The organism is Oceanicella sp. SM1341, from assembly GCF_003448965.1.
Lineage (GTDB): Bacteria > Pseudomonadota > Alphaproteobacteria > Rhodobacterales > Rhodobacteraceae > Paroceanicella.
This window is the reverse complement of the sequence record NZ_QRGC01000051.1, coordinates 1-15,540: the sequence shown is the minus strand read 5'-3', so window position 1 is coordinate 15,540 and position 15,540 is coordinate 1. Positions and strand designations below refer to the sequence as shown.

The following is a 15,540-nucleotide window of genomic DNA, read 5'->3' as shown; positions in this document are numbered from 1 at the left end:
AGGGGCCGGAGCCGCGCGCCGGGGGCGCCGGCGGTCCCGCCCCTGCGCCCTCGCCGCCCGACGCTTCGCGGCCCGGCGCGGCGGACGCGGGCACCGCCGCAGAAGACACCGCCCTTGCCGCCGAGGCGGAGGCGCTGCGCGCGCTCCTCGCCACCGGAAACTGACCGTCCGCGCGCCGCGCCCGGACCCCGAGACCCTCCGCGCAGCGCAGCGGCGCCGGCGCGGAGCCGAACCGACAAACACGAGGGCCGACCCCATGTCCGAACCCGACACAGCCCAGCTGCTCGACCTGCTCCGCCAGGCCCGCCTGCGCATCGAGAGCGACGCCGCCGCCCGCGACCCGCGCATCGCCGTGATCGGCATGGCCGGCCGCTTCCCCGGCGCCGAATCCCCCGATGCCCTGCACGCGATGCTGGAGGAGGGGCGGCCCGGCACCACCCCGGTCTCCGACGACGCGCTGGAGGCGGCGGGCGTGCCCGAGGCCCTGCGCGCCCACCCCGATTACGTGAAGGTCTGGGCCGGGTTCGACGACCCCACCGGCTTCGACGCCGCCCTCTTCGGCTATTCCCCGCGCGAGGCCGCCCTGCTCGACCCCCAGCAGCGGGTGTTCCTCGAATGCGCCTGGGCGGCACTGGAGCATGCGGGCCATGACAGCCGGCGCACGGCGGGGCGCATCGGTGTGTTCGCCGGGGGGGCGCAGACCGGCCACCTGCTGCGCGCCGCGGCGGCGGAAGCCGACCCCGTGGCCCTCGCGCTCGCCCATGCCACCGGGCTGATGCCGGCCCGCGTCTCCTACCACCTCGACCTGCGCGGCCCCAGCAGCGGGGTGCAGACCGCCTGTTCCACCTCGCTGGTGGCGGTGCATGAGGCGGTGCGCGCGCTGCTGGCGGGCGACTGCGAGATGGCGCTTGCCGGCGGCGCCGCCGTGGCCCAGCCGCGGCCCGAGGGCTACCTCTACCAGCGCGAGGGCATCGCGGCCCCCGACGGCACCTGCCGCCCCTTCGATGCCGCCGCCTCCGGCACGCTCTTCGGCAACGGCGTGGGCGCGGTGGTGCTCAAGCGCCTCGACCGCGCGCTGGCGGAGGGCGACACCATCCACGGCGTGATCCTCGGCTCGGCGGTCAACAGCGACGGGGCCGACAAGCCCGGCCTCACCGCCCCCAGCCTCGCCGGGCAGGCGGCGGTGTTCGAGGCAGCACTTGCCGCGGCCGGCCTGAGCCCGGACGCCATCGACTACGTGGAGGCGCATGGCACCGGCACCGCGCTGGGCGACCCGGTGGAGGTCGCGGCCCTCACCCGCGTCTACGGCCCCGCGCTCACCGCCGCCGGGCGGGCCTGCGTGCTGGGCTCGGTGAAGGGCGCCATCGGCCATCTCGACGCGGCCGCCGGCATCGCCGGGCTCATCCGCACCCTGCTCGCGCTGCGCCACCGCCGCCTGCCGGGCACCGCGCATTTCACCGCGCCCAACCCCGCCTGCCGGCTGGGGGAAGGGCCGTTCCGCGTGCTCTCCGCCTCCGAGCCCTGGGAGGCCGCGCCGGGCCGGCCGCGCCGCGCCGCGGTGAGCTCCTTCGGCATGGGCGGCACCAATGCCCACCTGCTGGTGGAGGAAGCGCCCGAGCCCGCGGCCCGCACGCTGGCCCAAGCGCCGCGGCTGCTGCCGCTCTCCGCCCGCACGCCCGAGGCGCTGGAAGCGGCGCGCGCCGCCCTCGGCCGGGCGCTGGAGGCGCCGGACGCCCCGCCGCTCGCCGATGTCGCCCATACGCTCGCCACCGGCCGGCGGCAGATGGCCGAGCGGCTGGTCTGCCTCGCGCCCGATGCCGCCGGGGCGCCGAGCGCGCTCGGCACCGAGGCGCTGCGAGCCCGCGCGCCCGAGCATGCGCCGGGCCTCGCCTTCCTCTTCCCCGGGCAGGGCACGCAGCACGTGGGCATGGCCCGCGCACTTTACGCCGCCGAACCCGCCTTCCGCGAGGCGTTCGACGCCTGCGCCGCTCTGCTGCCCGACGGCCCGGACCTGCACGCCCTCGTCTTCCCCGACGGCCCGGCCGACCCCGCCGCCCTGCGCCGCACCGAGGCGGCCCAGCCGGCGCTCTTCGCCGTGGGCTGGGCGCTGGCCGAACTTTGGCGCGCCCGCGGCATCACGCCCGACGCTCTCATGGGCCACAGCCTGGGCGAATACGTGGCCGCCTGCGTGGCCGGGGTGTTCAGCCTCGGGGACGCGATGCGCCTCGTCGCCGCGCGCGGCCGGCTGATGCAGGCCTGCGAGCCGGGCGCCATGCTCGCCCTCGCGGCTGGCGAGGCGGAGGCGGCGGCACTCCTGTCCGAGGGCGTGGAGATCGCCGCGCTCAACGGCCCGCGCGCCACCGTGCTCGCCGGGCCCGAGCCCGCCATCGAGGCCTGCGCCGCGCGGGCCGACGAGAAGGGCATCGCCGCGCGCCGGCTCGCCACCTCGCATGCCTTCCACTCCGCGATGATGGAGCCCGCGCTGGCGCCCTTCGCGGAAGAGCTCGCCCGCGTCACCCTCCATGCCCCGCGCATCGAGGTGATCTCGAATGTCACCGGCGCGCCGCTCACTGCCGAGGAGGCGACCGACCCCGGCTACTGGCTGCGCCAGCTCCGCGCCCCGGTGCGCTTTGCCGACGGACTCGCCCATCTCGCCGCCACTGACCGCACGCTCACGCTCGAGCTCGGGCCCGGCAGCACGCTGGGGCGGCTCGCCCGCCAGCAGGCCGGCATGAGCGCGGTTGCCTCGCTGCCCGAGCCGGGCAGCGGCGCGGATGCGGGCGCGCACGTGCTGCTCGCCCTCGGCCGGCTGTGGCTGGCGGGGCAGGAGGTGGACTGGGTCCGCCTCTCCGCCCCCGGCGCGCGGCGGGTGCCGCTGCCGGGCTACGCGTTCGAGCGGGTGTCGCACTGGCTGCCGGCACCCTCCGCCGCCGCGCCCGAGCCTGCGCCGGCGCCCGAGGGCCCGCGCCTCTACCAGCCGGTCTGGCAGCGCCAGCCGGTGGCCACCGCCGTGCCAGAGGCGCCCGGCCGGGTGCTGCTCCTCGGCGGCACCGGGCTGCACGAGGCACTGGCCGACTGGCCGGGCGCGGAGCTGGTCCGCGTCACCCCCGGGCCGGATTTCGAGGCGGGGCCGGGGGGCTACCGGCTCGACCCCGCCGCCCCCGAGCAGTTCGATGCGCTCTTCGCCGCCCTCTCGGCCCGGCGCTGGCAGCCGGAGCAGATCGTGAACGGCTTCGGGCTGGAGACACCGGGGCTCATGCCCGGCCTGCTCTACCGCTCCACGCTCGCCCTCGCGCGCGCCCTGCCGCAGGGCATGGCGGAGGGGCTGCTCCTCACCCTGCTCAGCCGCGATGCCCAGCTCGTGACCGGCGCCGAGCAGCCCGACCCCGGTGCGGCGATGGCCGGCGGGCTGGCGCAGGTGGTGGCACAGGAGCGCCCGGGCCTGCGCGCCCGGATGATCGACCTCGCCGGCCCCGAGCTGCCCGCGCCGCGCGGCCTTGGCCCCGCGCTGGCACAGCCCTGGCGCGCCGAGGGCGTGCAGCTTGCCCTGCGCGCGGGCTTCCTCTGGCAGCAGGCGGAGGTGGAGGCGGCCCTGCCCGAGGCCGCCCCGCTCACCGCCCTGCGCCCCGGCGCGGCCTGCCTGGTGATCGGCGATCTCGTCGACGGGCTGGGCCTCGTCTATGCCCGGGCGCTTGCGCGCGAGCACGGGATGCGGCCGGTGCTGGTCGGCCCCGAGGGCCTGCCGGAGCCGGAGGACTGGGACCGGTTCCTCGCCTCGCACGGGCCGCATCACGGGGTGAGCCAGCTCATCCGCGCGCTGCGCGGGCTGGGCGCGCCGGGGGAGGACTATCTCCTCTTCAGCGGCCCGCTCGCCGATGCCGGCTGGCTGGGCGGGGTGCTGGAGCGCGCGGCTGCCGCCTTCGGCCCGCTCGCCGGCGTGTTCCATACCGCCGCGATGGGCACGCGCTACGTGCAGCCGCTGGACGCGCCGGAGGAAGGCGGTGCCGCCCTGATCGCGGCCAAGCCCGGCAGCCTGCGCGCGCTGGAACGGGCGCTGGAAGCAACTGGGCAGGCGCCCGATTTCGTCCTGGTGCAATCCTCGCTCTCGGTGCTGGCGGGGGGCGAGGGCTTCGGCCCCTATGCCGCCGCCAATGCAGCGCTCGACGCCTTCGTGACCGCCCGCGCCGGCCGCTCCGCCCCCACCTGGCAGGTGATCGACTGGGACGCCTGCCAGACGCACGCCACGGCCGAGGCCGGCGGCTCGGGCCTGCTCGCCCGCGCCATGAGCCCGGAGACCGTGTGGCAGGTGAGCCGCGCCGTGCTCTCCCACCCCGGCCTCACCCGCGTGCTGGTGACACCGGACGACCTCGCCACGCGCCTCGCCGCCGCGCGCGACCCCGCGCCGAAGCCCGAACGCACCGCCTCCGCCACCCCCGGCGCCGAGGCCCCGCGCGATGCGCACGAGGCCGCGGTGGCCGCGGTGATGGGCGAGCTGCTCGGGCTCGAGCATGTCGGGCCGTCGGACAATTTCTTCGAGCTCGGCGGCCATTCGCTGCTCGCCATCCAGGTGGTGGGCCGGTTGCGCCGGCAGTTCGGTGTCGACCTGCCGATGCGCGCGCTCCTCTTCGAGGCGCCCACCGTGGCCGGCATCGCCAAGGTGATCCGCGAGGCCGAGGCCGCCGCCCGCGCCGAGGCCGACACGCTGGCCGGCCTGCTCGACGATATCGAGGCCCAGCCCCAGCCCGAGCCCGGTCCCGCGCCCGAACCCCAGCCCGTGAAAACCTGACCCCCTCACCCCAACTCCAGGAGCACCCCCATGCAGTTCAGCCTGTTCTACTTCGACGGCGACGGCTCCCGGCCGAACCCGGACAGCTACCGCCTGCTGCTCGACAGCGCCCGTTTCGCCGATGAGAACGGCCTCACGGCCCTCTGGGTGCCGGAGCGGCATTTCCACGCCTTCGGCGGGCTCTACCCAAACCCCGCGGTGATCCATTCCGCCCTCGCCATGCACACCCGCAACGTGCAGCTGCGCTCCGGCTCCGTGGTGCTGCCGCTGCACCACCCGGTGCGTGTGGCCGAGGACTGGGCCGTGGTCGACACGCTCTCCGGCGGGCGGGCGGGCATCGCCATCGCCTCGGGCTGGACGATGGACGAGTTCGTCCTTTCGCGGGAGCCGCATGGCGCGCGGCGCTCCGCGATGTGGCGCGGCTTCGAGCAGCTCCGCCGCCTGCTCGCCGGCGAGGCGGTGCCCTTCGAGGATGCCGACGGCAACGTGGTCGACGCCCGCACCCTGCCGCGGCCGCTGCAGGCGGAGATGCCGTTCTGGGTGGCCTGCCAGTCGACCGAATCCTTCATCGAGGCCGGGCGGCGCGGCATCAACGTGCTCACCTCGCTGCTGGGCGAGACGCTGGAGGACGTGGCCCCCAAGATCGCCGCCTACCGCGCCGCGCGCGAGCGCGCCGGGCTCGACCCGCAGGGCGGCACGGTGTCGATGATGATCCACACCTATCTCGGCGAGGATTCCGAGCGCGTGCGCGCCGATGTCACCGGCCCGTTCTGCGACTACCTGCGCACCCACTACCACCTGCTCGAAAACCTCGCCCGCGGCATGGGCGTGGACGTGAAGCTGGAGGATTTCTCCGAGGACGACCTCGACAGCCTGCTGCAGTTCGGCGTGGAGGGCTTCCTGAAGGGCAGGGCGCTGATCGGCACGCCGGAGGAGTGCCAGCCCATGCTGGAGCGGCTGGAGGCAGCGGGGGTCGACGAGGTCGCCTGCCTGATCGACTTCATCCAGGACCGCGAGCTGGTGATGGGCGGGCTGCCCAGCCTCGCGCGCATGGCGATGGCCGGCGCCCGCACCCCCGCCTTCGCGGGCTGACGCATGGCCGATACGCTCGACGCCCTGCGCGCCCGCGTCGCCGCCCTCGGCCCCGCGCAGCGCGACGCCCTGCGCCGGCAACTTGCCGAGCGCGGCATCGACTGGGAGCGGGTGGCCCCGCCCGAGCCCGCCGTGCCCTTGCCGGAGGGGCCGCTGCCGCTCGGCCCCTCCCAGCAGCATTTCTGGGTGCAGCAGCAGCTGCACCCGGAGAGCTCGGCCTACAATATCGCCTTCACCTGGACCATGCGCGGCCGCCTCGACAGGCCCGCGCTGGAGCAGGCGCTGCAGGCGCTGGTGGACCGCCACGAGCCCCTGCGCACCGGCTTTCCGGCCGAGGCCGGCGTGCCGTGCCAGCAGGTGGCGCCGGCGTGCACCTTCACCCTCGGCCGCAGCCGGCTCGATGGCGCGGAGGCGCTGGAGGCGGCGGCAGGCGCCTTCGCCGCCCGGCCCTTCGACCTCGCGACCCCGCCGCTGATGCGCGCGCATCTCTTCACCCTGGGCGAGGCGGAGCACGCGCTCACCCTCTGCCTGCACCATATCGTGGCGGACGGCTGGTCACGCGGGGTGCTGATGCGCGAGCTCGCCGCGCTCTACACCGCCTTCCGCGCCGGCGAGGCGCCCGACCTCGCCCCCCTCGCCACCTCCTACGGCGCCCTCGTGCGCGCCGCCGAGGCGCGGGCCGGGGGCGCAGAGATCGCCCGCCAGCGGCGCTACTGGCAGGACGCGCTCGCGGGCCTCGCGCCGCAGGAGCTCCCCGCCGACCGCCCGCGCGGCGCGGGCACCGATCACCGGGCCGCGACGCTCTTGCACCCGCTGCCCGCCGATCTCTGCGCCGGGCTCGAGCGCTTCGCCGCCGGGCAGGGCGCCTCGGCCTTCACCGTGCTGCTCGCCGCCTTCAAGCTGCTGCTGCACCGCGAGACCGGGGCCACCGACCTCGCCCTTGGCGTGCCTGTCGCCGGGCGGCGCGGGCCGGAGGCGGAGGGGCTGATCGGGCTCTTCGTGAACACGCTCGTTCTGCGCGCGCAGGTGGACCCGGCCGAGCCCTTCACCGCCTGGCTCACCCGGCTGCGCGGTCGCCTTGCCGATGCGCTGGAGCACCAGGACATCCCCTTCCTGCGCGTGGTCGAGGCGCTGGGCCTCGCGCGTGACGGCGGGCAGAACCCGTTCTTCCAGGTGATGTTCCAGGCCCAGACCGGCGCCTACCGCGCGCAGAACGCCGAGACCGTGGCGCTGCCCGGGCTCGAGGTGTCCCAGGCGCTCACCCCGCTCGCCCATGCGAAATTCGACCTCTCGGTCTTCGTGATGGACCGGGGCGGGGCGCTGGAAGTGGCCTTCGAATATCGCACCGCGCTGTTCGAGCCCGCGCGCATCGCCCGGCTGGCCCGGCAATACGAGCAGATCCTGCGCGCCGTGATCGCCAGCCCCGAGGCACCCCTGCGCGCGCTCGACCATCTCGGCGCCGAGGCCCGTGCCGCCCTGCGTGCCGTGCCGCAGCCGCCGGCCCTGCCGGCGCGCAGCGTGCCCGAGCTGCTGGAGGCCGCCGCCGCCCGCGCGCCGGAGGCCGTGGCGCTGGAATGGGAGGGCGGGGCCCTCACCGCAGCCGGGCTTCAGGCCGCGGCGGAGGCGCTGGCCCGCCATCTCGCCGCCCGGCCCGAGCTTTCCCGCCCCGGTGCGCGCGTCGCCGTGTGCCTGCCGCGCGGGCCCGGGCTGGTGACGGCGCTCATCGCCATTCTCAAGGCCGGTGCCGTCTATGTGCCGGTCGACCCCTCGCACCCGGAGGCGCGGCGCAACCACATCCTCGCCGATGCCGACGTGGCGCTGGTGCTGGCCGAGGCGCCGGTGCCGGGCTGCGAGCGCCCGCATCTCGACCCGCGCAGCCTCGGCCCCGCGCCCGACGCGGCGCTGCCCGCGCCCGACGCGGAGCGCCCGGCCTACCTGCTCTACACCTCCGGCAGCACCGGGGCGCCGAAGGGCGCGGTCATCCGCCATTCCGGGCTGGTGAACCAGCTCGCCGGCTTTACGGAGCGGCTGGGGATGGGGCCGGGGCACCGCATGCTCGCCCTCACCACCATCGGCTTCGACATCTCCATCCTCGAGATGCTGCTGCCGCTCGCCGCCGGCGCCACGGTGGTGATGGGCCGCGAGGGCCTGTTGCTGGAGCCGGCGCGGCTGGCGGAGCTGATCGGGCGCGCCCGCATCACCCATCTGCAGGCTACGCCCGCGAGCTGGCGGCTGCTGCTCGATGCCGGCTGGCAGGGCAGCGCCGGCCTCACCGCGCTCTGCGGCGGCGAGCCGCTCGACCCCGGGCTGGGCCACCGCCTGCTCGCCCTCACCGGCGCGCTGTGGAACCTCTACGGCCCCACGGAGACGACCATCTGGTCGAGCGCGCTGCGCCTTGGCCCGGAGCATCTCGAGCCCGGCGGGGCCCGGGTCGGCGGCCCGCTGCCCGGGGTGGGGTTCCACGTGCTCGACGCCCATCTCGACCCCGTGCCCGAGGGCGTGCCGGGCGAGCTGTACATCACCGGCATCGGGCTGGGCGACGGCTACTGGCGCCGCCCCGCCCTCACCGCCGCCACCTTCCTGCCGGACCCGTTCGCCGATGCGCCCGGTGCCCGGCTCTACCGCAGCGGCGACATCGTGAGCCGCCGGGGCGAAACCTACGCCTTCCACGGCCGGGCCGACCACCAGGTGAAGCTGCGCGGCTACCGCATCGAGACCGGCGAGATCGAGGCCCGCATCGCCGCCCACCCCGGCATCGCCCAGGCGCTGGTGCTGCTGGACAGGGAGCATGAGCGGTTGGTGGCGTGGTGTCGCACCGAAGGTGCGCCAGAAAGAAATAAACCCACCGAAGGTGCGCCTGATAAGCATTCCGAAGGTGCGCATTCCGAAACCACTGAGGGTGCGCCCCATAAACCTACTGAACCTACGCCCCCTCAACCCACCGGAAGCGCACCGTCCGGGCTTGCCGAAATCGCGCCTGTTGCACCCCTTCCGCAGACCACCGCCCGTGAAGACCTCCTGCGCGGGTTGCGCACGGCGCTGGCCGAGGCCTTGCCGCGCTACATGGTGCCCTCGGCGTTCGTGCTGGTGGAGCGGTTCGCGCTCAACACCAATGGCAAGATCGACCGCGCGCGCCTGCCGCAGCCCGCGCCGCCTGCCGCCGCCGGCGCCTCGCGCCCGGCAGAGGGGGAGGCGGAGACCTGCCTGCTCGCCATCTGGCGTGGTGTGCTGGGGCGCGAGGACATCGGGGTGGAGGACAATTTCTTCGACCTCGGCGGCGATTCCGTCACCGCGATGCAGATCGCGGCCCGGGCCGGGGCGCAGGGGCTGAAGCTCACGCCCCAGCAGCTCTTCGAGCACCAGAGCGTGGCGGCGCAGGCGCTGGTGGCCCGCCCGGTGGAGGCCGAGGCGCCGCTGCCGCCGAGCGTCTGGCAGGCGGCCACGCCGCCGCCGCCGCCGGCCCGCGCCCTGCTGCCGCTCGCGCCCTTGCCCGAGGGCGTGATGGCCGAGGCGCTGCGCCGCGTCACCGCGCGCCACCCCGCGCTGCGCCTGCGCCGGGGCGCCGGGGGATGGCTGCCCGGAGGCACCGCCCCCGCGCCCGACACGCCGACCGCCGGGGCGGAGGCCTGGCGGGCCGAGGTCACCGGCGGGCCTTCGCCGCAGCTCGTCGTCACCGCGCGGGACGGAGTGCTCGACGCCCCCTCCCTCGCGCGGCTGGCGGGCGAGATCGCCGCCACGGCACGGGCGCTCGCCGAAGGCGTGGAGCCCGAGCCGTCGCCGGCGGGAGACTACCCGGCCTGGCTGCGCGCCCCCGGGCCCGCGCCCGAACTTGCGCCGGGCCTCTCGGACGAGCCGGTCTCCGCCCCCGGGCCGGCCGCGCCCACCGAGACCGGGCTGGAGGCCGCCGCCGTCCTCGCCGCCGCGAAAGCCTTCGACGCGCCGCCCGAGGCGCTGCTCGCCACCGCGCTCCTGCAGGTGTTCGCGCAGTGGCGCCCGGGGGAGAGCCCGCGCCTCGATGTGCTCACCTCGCGCGCGCCCGGCCCCGGTTTCGGCAATTTCACCCGGCTGGTGCCGCTCGCCCCGCGCCTGCCGCAGGGCGCCGCGCCGGGGAAGGTAGCCGCCGTGCTGCGGGCGCTGGAGGCGGGCGGCGCCGGGCAGGGCATCGCCCCCGCCGGCGGCTTCGCGGTGATGGCATGGGAGGAGGACCCCGCCCCCTGCCGGCTGGAGGGCGCCGCACCGCCCCTGCCGCCGGGCTATGCGCTCGGCCTCGCCGCGCGCTGCGCGGAGGGGCGGCTGCGGCTGTCGTGGAGCCATGACCCCGCCCGGCTCTCCGCCGCCACGCTGGCCCGGCTCGCCGCCCGTTGCACCGCCGCGCTGGAGGCACTGCGCCCCCCCGCCGGCACCGCCGCGCCGGACCGCAAGGACCGGCTGCTCGACCAACTCAGACAGCGCGGGGGATGACCATGACCGAGGTGCTGGACCTTTTCGAGATGACCCCGCTGCAGGCGGGCATGCTGTTCCACTCGCTGCACGAGCCGGAAAAGGCCGCCTATTTCGAGCAATACCATTGCGTGCTCGAGGGCCCGCTGGATGCGGCCGCGTTCCGCGCCGCCTGGGACCGCGTGATCGCCCGCCACGACGTGTTGCGCAGCGCCTGCCACTGGGAGGGGCTCGAGCATCCCGCGCAGGTGATCTACGCCACGGCCGCGCCCGAGTGGCACATCGCGGAGGGCGGCGAGGGGCCGGATTTAGAGCGCTGGCTGGCCGAGGACCGGGCACGCGGCTTTGCCCTCGATGCGCCGCCGCTGATGCGCTTCGCGCTGTTGCGCATGGGGGCGGAGCGGCACCGCTTCGTGTGGAGCTTCCACCACCTGCTGATGGACGGCTGGTGCGGCGGGCTGCTCGTGCAGGAGGTGCTCACCCTTCTGGCCGGTCGCACGCTGCCGCCGCCCCCGCCGCCCTGGCGCGACTACATCGACTGGCGCGAGCGCCGGCAGGACGGGGCGGAGACGCAAGCCTACTGGCGCCGCACCCTGGCCGGGCTCGAGGGCCCCACGCCGGCCGGCGTGGAGCGCGGCGCCAGCGCGGAGGAGCGGGGCGCTTCCGGCATCGCGGATCTGCACTGCCGGCTGGGGCCCGCGCTCAGCGCGCGGCTCACGGCGCTGGCGCGGGCGGAGCGGCTCACCCTCGCCACGCTGATGCAGGGCGCCTGGGCGCTGCTGCTGGCCCGCCAGTCCGGAAAGCGCGACGTGGTGTTCGGCGCCGTGCAGGCCGGCCGTCCGCCGGAGCTGGAGGGGGCGGAGCGCATGATCGGCCTGTTCCTCAACACCGTGCCGCTGCGCGTCGACACCGACCCCGCCCGCCCGCTCGGCGACTGGCTGCGCGCCCTGCAGGCCGGCCAGCGCGACCGCGAGCGCTTCGGCCATGCCGCCCTCACCGACATCCGCCGCTGGGCCGGGCTGCCCGCCGGGCCGCTGTTCGAGAGCCTGCTCGTGGTCGAGACCTACCCGCTGGGCATGGAGGCGGCCGCCGCCGCCTCCGGCTCCGCCCTCACCGTGAGCGAGCCCTCGACCTTCGAGCGCACCATGGCGCCGCTGAGCCTCAAGGTGCTGCCGGGCGAGGACATCGCCCTCAACCTCACCATCGAGACCGACCGTGTCTCCCGCGCCGGGGCCGAGGGCCTGCTCGCCCGGCTCAGGGCCCTGCTGTCCGCCTTCTGCGATACACCGCAGGCGGCGCTGGGCAGCCTCGGCGGGCCCGAGCCCGGGGAGGCCGCCCGCCTGCTCGCCGCCGGGCAGGGGCCCGCGCCCGAGGGCACGCCCGAGCCCGTGCACCTGCAGGTGCTCGCACAGGCCCGGGCCCACCCGCAGGCAACGGCGCTGGAGTTCGAGGCCGCCGACGGCCGTACCGAGAGCCTCACCTATGCCGAGCTCACCGCCCGCGCCGGCGCGCTTGCCGCGGCCCTCGGGGCCCGGGGCATCGGGCGGGGCGACGTGGTCGCGCTCTGCCTGCCACGGGGGGCGGCGCTGCCCGTCGCCATGCTCGGCGTGCTGCACAGCGGGGCGGCCTACCTGCCGCTCGACCCGCTCTACCCGGCCGAGCGCATCGCGCACGTGCTGGGCGACGCCGGCGCGTCCCTGCTGCTCACCGCGCCGGGCGCCGCCCCGGAGGCGCCGGGCTGCCCGGTGCTCGACGTGACCGGCATCGCCCCCGCCGAGGCGCCGCCGCCCGTGGCCTGCGCGCCCGACGCGCTCGCCTACATGCTCTACACCTCCGGCTCCACCGGCCGGCCGAAGGGCGTGCCCATCCCGCATGGCGCGCTGTCGAACTTCCTGCGCGCGATGGCGGCGCGCCCCGGCCTCGCGCCCGGCGAACGGCTGCTCGCGGTCACCACGGTGGCCTTCGACATCTCCGGGCTCGAGCTGCTCGGCCCCCTCGCCACCGGCGGCACGGTGCTGCTGGCCGAGGCGGAGACCACGCGTGACCCCATGCTGCTCGCCGACCACATCGCCCGCCGCGCGCCGGACGTGATGCAGGCCACGCCCGCCGGCTGGCGCATGCTGGTGGAGGCGGGCTGGGAGGGCCGGCCCGGCCTGCGCATGCTCTGCGGCGGCGAGGCGCTCGACGGCGCGCTGGCGCGCGACCTGCTGGCGCGCGGCGGGGCGCTGTGGAACCTCTACGGCCCCACCGAGACCACCATCTGGTCGGCCGCGCTGCGGGTGACGCCGGAGCTCGCGCAGGGTGCCACGGTGCCGGTGGGCGGCCCGCTCGACCACACGCTGCTCGCGGTGCTCGACGCCGAGGGCAGGCTCGCCGCCCCGGGCACGGCGGGCGAGCTGTGCATCGGCGGCGCCGGGCTCAGCCCGGGCTATCACCGCCGGCCGGCGCTTGCCGCCGCCGCCTTCATGCCGAACCCGTTCGGGCCCGGCCGCCTCTACCGCACCGGCGACGCGGTGCGCCTGCGCGAAGACGGCCTGCTCGACTTCCTCGGCCGCATCGACGGCCAGGTGAAGCTGCGCGGCCACCGCATCGAGCCCGGCGAGATCGAGGCCCGCCTCGCCGAGCACCCCGCCGTGCGCCAGGCCGTGGCCGTGGTGCGCGACGATGGCGCGGGCCCCGCCCTCGTCGCCTACCTGCGCTGGGAGGAGGGGGCCGCCCCGGTGCCGCCGGCGGAGCTGCGCGCCCGGCTCGCCGCCGCGCTTCCCGCCTACATGCTGCCTTCCGCGCTGGTGCCGCTCGAGGCCTTCCCCCTCACTCCCAACGGCAAGATCGACCGCCGCGCCCTGCCGGCCCCGCCGCGGGGCGGGCAGGGAGCGGACCGCGCCGCGCCGCTGCTGGTCTCGCTCGTGGGCGCGCTCTGGGCGCAGGTGCTGGGCCGCGAGGCCGTGGGCCCGCAGGAGGATTTCTTCGACCTCGGCGGCCATTCCCTGCTCGCCACCCGGCTGCTCGGCGCGGTGCGCGAGGCGACCGGCATCGAGGCCGGGCTGCGCGACCTGTTCGAGGCCCCGACGCTCGGCGCGTTCTGCGACCGGCTGGAGGCGGCGCGCGGTGCGCCCGCGCTGCCGCCGGTCATCCCCGCGGAGGGGGCGCATCAGCTCTCCTTCGCGCAGGAGCGGCAATGGCTGCTCGACCGGCTGGAGCCGGGAAACCCGGTCTACCTGATGCCTGCCGCGGTGTCGCTCACCGGGCGGCTCGACATCGCCGCGCTGGAGGCGGCGCTCACCGGGCTCGCCGCCCGGCACGAGGTGTTCCGCACCGCCTTCCCCGCCGGGCCGGAGGGCGCGCCCGCGCCGCGCCTCCACCCGGCCGCGCCGGTGCGGCTCGCGGTGGAGGACCTCTCGGCCGCCGCCGCGCCGCAGGCCGCGCTCGATGCCGCCCGGCGCGCGGAGGCGCAGACCGGCTTCGACCTCGCCGCAGCACCGCCCTGGCGCGCGCGGCTGCTGCGCCTCGGGCCCGCGCGGCACGTGCTGCTGCTCACCATGCACCACATCCTCGCCGACGAATGGTCGCTGGAACTGATCCTCGGCGATATCGCGGCGGGCTACCGCGCCGCCCTCGTCGGGGCGCCGCCGCCCCCGGGGCCGGCGCTGCGCTACGCCGATTTCGCCGCCTGGCAGCGCGGGCTCGACCTCGCGCCACAGGCCGCGCACTGGCGCGAGCGCCTCGCCGGGGCGCCGGCGCTGCTGCCGCTGCCGGGGGACCGGCCGCGCCCGGAGACCCGCAGCGGGGCCGGCGGCGCGGTTCCGCTGCAGCTCTCGGCCGAGACCACGGCGGCGCTGGGCCGGCTCGCCCGGGGGCAGGGGGTGACGCTGTTCATCTGCCTGCTCGCCGGCTTCACCGCCTTCCTGCACCGGGTGACCGGCAGCAGCGACATCGTGGTGGGCACGCCGGTGGCGAACCGCAGGCAGGCGGAGCTGCAGCAGCTCGTGGGGCTGTTCGTCAACACGCTGCCCATCCGCAGCGACCTCTCGGACGATCCCGGCTTCGACCGGCTGCTGGCCCGCACGCGCGATGCGCTGCTCGACGCCCATGCCCACCAGGACCTGCCCTTCGAGCAGATGCTCACCCTGGCCGAGGCGCCGCGCAGCCGCAGCCACGCGCCGCTCGTCCAGGCGCTCTTCGCCCTGCAGACCCTGCCGGAGGCGGGCAGCCTCGCGCCGGGGCTCGACTGGGCGCCTCTGCCCGCGGTCGCGCTCACCGCGAAGGTGGACCTCTCCCTCGCCCTGCGCGAGACGCCGGAAGGGCTGCGCGGCAGCCTCGAATATGCCGCCGACGTGTTCGGGCGCGCCGAGGCAGAGCGCCTCGCCGCCCTGCTGGAGACGCTGCTGGGCCATCTCGCCGAGGCAGCGGAGCGGCGCCTGTCCGAGCTGCCGCTCGCCGGGCCGGAGGCGCTTGCATGCACCGCCGCCCCCGCCGCGGCACCCGGGCCCTGGCTGCCGGCGGTGCTCGAGGCGCAGGCGGCCGAGGCGCCCGGCGCGGAGGTCCTGCCCGGGCTCGACCGTGCCGGCCTCCGGGCCCGGGTGCGGGCCCGGGCGGCGGCGCTCGCCGCCTCCGGCATCGGCCGCGGCACCTGCGTGGCCCTGCCGATGACGCGGGATGCGGAGACGATCGTCACCCTGCTCGCCCTCCTGCGCCTGCGCGCCCCGGCACTGCTGCTGGAGCCGGGTGCGGCCGTGCCGCCCCTGGCGCGTGCCCTGCCGCGGCCGGGCGGCCCCGGCGATGAGGCGCCGCCCCGCCCCGGACCGGCGCCATCGCCCGGCACAGCTGCCGGCACGCCCGCCAACCTGCCCGCAAGCGCGGCCGGGCGGGGGGAGACGCCCGCCCGGCCTGAGCAAGCCCCGTCCGACCCTCCCCCCGCTCCGGCCGTGAGCCCGCCGCACCCGGAGGAGACGGTGCTCATGCTGATGACGCCGGAGGGGCCGGTGGCCCTGCCGGCCCGGGCGACGGGGGCGGCGGCCGCCTTCGCGGAGGGCGGGACGGTGCTCCTGCCCGGCGCGCTTGCCTCTCCGGCGGGGGTGTTCGCGCTGCTGGCCGGGCTGGCGGGCGGCGCGCGGCTGCGCCTTGACCCCGATGGGGCGGACACCGGCCCCTGGTGGGCCGTGGTGGCGGATGCGGGCGATGCCTCCCGGCTCGCCGCCTGGCCCGCAGCCGCGGCCGGGCCC

The 15,540-nt window shown here is 76.9% G+C and carries 4 protein-coding genes; all 4 read left to right on the top strand.

Features of this window, described 5'->3' with window-relative positions; all coding sequences use genetic code 11:
* Positions 1-256 precede the first annotated feature (256 nt).
* Positions 257-4,786 (top strand): type I polyketide synthase, encoded by a 4,530-nt coding sequence (locus tag D3P35_RS24935; protein WP_118138647.1) that lies wholly within the window; start codon positions 257-259, stop codon positions 4,784-4,786.
* A 30-nt stretch (positions 4,787-4,816) separates the two neighbouring features.
* Positions 4,817-5,878 carry an LLM class flavin-dependent oxidoreductase gene (locus tag D3P35_RS24930; RefSeq protein ID WP_118138646.1) on the top strand — a complete coding sequence of 354 codons (1,062 nt, stop codon included), beginning with the start codon at positions 4,817-4,819 and terminating at the stop codon, positions 5,876-5,878.
* 3 nt (positions 5,879-5,881) lie between these two features.
* Positions 5,882-10,339, top strand: a complete 4,458-nt coding sequence (locus D3P35_RS24925) for a non-ribosomal peptide synthetase (protein ID WP_118138645.1) — start codon at positions 5,882-5,884, stop codon at positions 10,337-10,339.
* A gap of 2 nt (positions 10,340-10,341) precedes the next feature.
* On the top strand, positions 10,342-15,540 hold a 5,199-nt coding region (locus D3P35_RS24920), incomplete at its 3' end, for a non-ribosomal peptide synthetase (RefSeq protein ID WP_118138644.1).